The sequence below is a fragment of the Candidatus Hakubella thermalkaliphila genome, assembly GCF_013281975.1.
Classification (GTDB): domain Bacteria; phylum Actinomycetota; class Humimicrobiia; order Hakubellales; family Hakubellaceae; genus Hakubella; species Hakubella thermalkaliphila.
Genome location: NZ_BLRZ01000181.1, coordinates 1 through 2,496 on the forward strand (window position 1 = coordinate 1; position 2,496 = coordinate 2,496).

At 48.5% G+C, this 2,496-nt stretch carries 4 protein-coding genes; all 4 read right to left on the reverse strand.

What is annotated here, in order from left to right; translation table 11 throughout:
* Positions 1-213 precede the first annotated feature (213 nt).
* Complete coding sequence (locus HW443_RS10585; protein WP_176231491.1) at positions 214-1,575, reverse strand: IS1096 element passenger TnpR family protein; 1,362 nt, start codon at positions 1,573-1,575, stop codon at positions 214-216.
* Between the two features lie 36 nt (positions 1,576-1,611).
* Positions 1,612-1,812 carry a hypothetical protein gene (locus HW443_RS10590; protein ID WP_219853946.1) on the reverse strand — a complete coding sequence of 67 codons (201 nt, stop codon included), beginning with the start codon at positions 1,810-1,812 and terminating at the stop codon, positions 1,612-1,614.
* A gap of 124 nt (positions 1,813-1,936) precedes the next feature.
* Complete coding sequence (locus tag HW443_RS10595) at positions 1,937-2,146, reverse strand: hypothetical protein (RefSeq protein WP_176231493.1); 210 nt, start codon at positions 2,144-2,146, stop codon at positions 1,937-1,939.
* Positions 2,121-2,496 (reverse strand): PIN domain-containing protein (locus HW443_RS10600; RefSeq protein WP_219853947.1); only part of this gene is annotated, 376 nt, incomplete at its 5' end. The genes HW443_RS10595 and HW443_RS10600, both read right to left, overlap by 26 nt.

Genomic DNA, 2,496 nt, shown 5'->3' on the forward strand with positions numbered 1-2,496 from the left:
TCTCAAAGCGCTCCTGGTTCTCCATGCATAGGCCAATCTCTTCCAGATCTACTTTCAGCTTTTTAAGTGGAACCTTTTTCACTGAAAGACCTCCTGCACCCCTGTCTTTAGAGAAGATTCGCTTGCTCTGGCAATCTCCATTTCTTGCTTTGCTCCGACAACTTTTTGGTGTTTCTAAGGCTTGGCGTATTTCTCACGAGATAGTTATCCCCTCTAGAACTCGTCTTCGATCTCTGGATATTGGGGCGGCGCCTCGCCGTGCGATTCAACAATTCTAGGATAGTTGCCTGGCAATGGGTCAGACCGCAGACCTAGAAACTGAATTCTGTGTCTCAACTCGTCTCCAAAATCGAAAATGTACAGGAACTTTTTTCTGGGCCGAAGACCAAGGGATGCAATCTGCACTTTATTCGCCTTTCTGCCGTCGGCTTTCGGGTGAACGTATTCTGATGTTCTATCCCACGCCTTGTTACTCAGGAAGAAGGCGTAAAGATGATCGTCATCCCAGTCGAAGGCCTCCTGAATCGCATCGTGCAGGTCGTGGAGGGTTTGTGTGCCCAGGATCTCAATTTTCCGCCAGACATCTTGGTCCCAGTCTAATTCCACTCTGAATAAATAGGCGGCCTTGGACTTTTCTTCAGTAATGTCTTCCAGCCACCCCAGAGCACCAGGAGTCTTTCGCCACGCCTCAAGAGCACCAGAAGCATAATCCACAGCCTCGCTTTCGTCTCCAAAACCTATGTACTGCGGTAAACGCTTGGGTAAGCGCTTCTTTGAAAGAAGATAGGCCGGCACGAAAGGATTCTGTTTTAGGGCTTCTCTAAGCCTGGAATTCGCCTTCTTGCTTGCCCCCTCACGACGAAAAGTCCAGATAGCCCAGGTGTAGTACCAGGCGGCCGCACAATCGTCCTTATATTGGGCCAGAAGTTTTTCAAGAGCTTCATCCTTTCCTTCTTCCAGGAGGTAGGTCGCCAGAATGTAGCGGATACCTTGATTGTCATTTGGGTTCAGGCGAAGCATATCAGTAAAATGTTCTATAGCTTGATCGCGTTCCCCAAGCATCCAAAGACACTGAGCGAGCCCAGCTCTGGCCCGCATGTAAGGGCGGGTCTCAAGGATTCCCCAGAAGTGGCCAGCATCTTCCCCGAAGGCTTTCTCACCTAGAGCGCGTTCTCCAGCTTGTACCCCCTGCTGGTACAGATACTTGGCTTCGGCCAAAGTAGAAGCTGCCTCCTCTGCTAGAAGCACGTAAGCGTCAGCACAATCTTCGGAAATCTTGAGGGCACGACGGGCAAGCTCTATTCTCCGCTTCCCAGAGGAATCCCAGGCCTGATACATGAGCTCTTGGGCCTGCTCGAGTGGGGTCTGTGCTGGAGGCGGCGGAATTTCTCCTGAAGCAAGTACTTCCTCAATGGAGGTGTTTGCCTCGTCGATAGATTCAAACTCTCTTTCACGAAGCAACCTTCCAATGTCAGCCAGGGTTTTCTCCATAGCCCGCCGATCCGGAAAAGACGGTATGGAGTCGGATTCTGGTTTGATGTGCTTGCGGTTTTTCTTCTTTGACTTTTTGCTCATGGCTCCCCCTTACTTAAGACGCTTCTTTTTTGTCTGCTACTTAAGCTTGTTCAAAGCCTTGATATATCTTTTGGCGTCATAGGGTTTGCCCTGGCTCATGACCTCCCATATCTCTGTTACAACAGCCTGGCCAATTAACTTCAGGGCGTCTTCCCTTGAGTAGCCGGAGGCGAGAAGACGGTCAAGGGTCTGCCGAGTCTCTGGGGGGTCATTGGCCCGGAGCTGGTTTTCAATCACTTCTAAGATTGCCTGTTGTAAGTGAAGATTTACCATTAATTATGTTACGTTTAGAGAAAAGAAGCGTCCCTCTGCTATGCCTCCAAAATCGGAAATAATCCGAACCTGTTTCGTTTATCTACGACTATCCCCTCCACTGCTTTTTTGCCCTGTCAAATATCTCGTCTATTGTCTGTCCCTCATACAGCCGCCGAGAGATTTCTACATAATCGGTAGGTTCACGGTGAAGCAGAGTGAGGAATCTGAGGGCAGTAGCGGGGCCAAGAGCCTTGCTTAAGGCTTCTATTCCACTAATCCTTATTTCTGTGTCATCCATTATCTTTGTCTTCTCCATAGGTCACCTCCTGTCTAATATAATCTACCGGATTCATGACCACTATCTCAAGCTTCAATCGTTTAGCTTGCTTGATTAGTCTATCATCACAGGTCAGGAAAAAATCGGCGTCCATATAACAGGCACACGCCAGATGAATGGCATCTTTAGCTAAAAGTCCTCCCTTTTTCTGAAATGATTTAGCGAGCTTATAGATTTCTCCTTCTGGACCTACCCGTACTTTGCAAAGAGTAGCGAGGTGAAGGACTTCGTATTTTCGCTCCGGAAAGGGACAGATAATCGTTTCATCTTCATGCATGAAAGACCAAACCAATCGAACTAGGTCTTCCTCTGCCCTTATGAATATCTCC

What these genes read in the sequence shown, in the direction of transcription:
- HW443_RS10585 (WP_176231491.1), bottom strand. Translation starts at nt 1,575, where the DNA reads ATGAGCAAAAAGTCAAAGAAGAAAAACCGCAAGCACATCAAACCAGAA.
- HW443_RS10595 (WP_176231493.1), bottom strand. Translation starts at nt 2,146, where the DNA reads ATGGAGAAGACAAAGATAATGGATGACACAGAAATAAGGATTAGTGGA.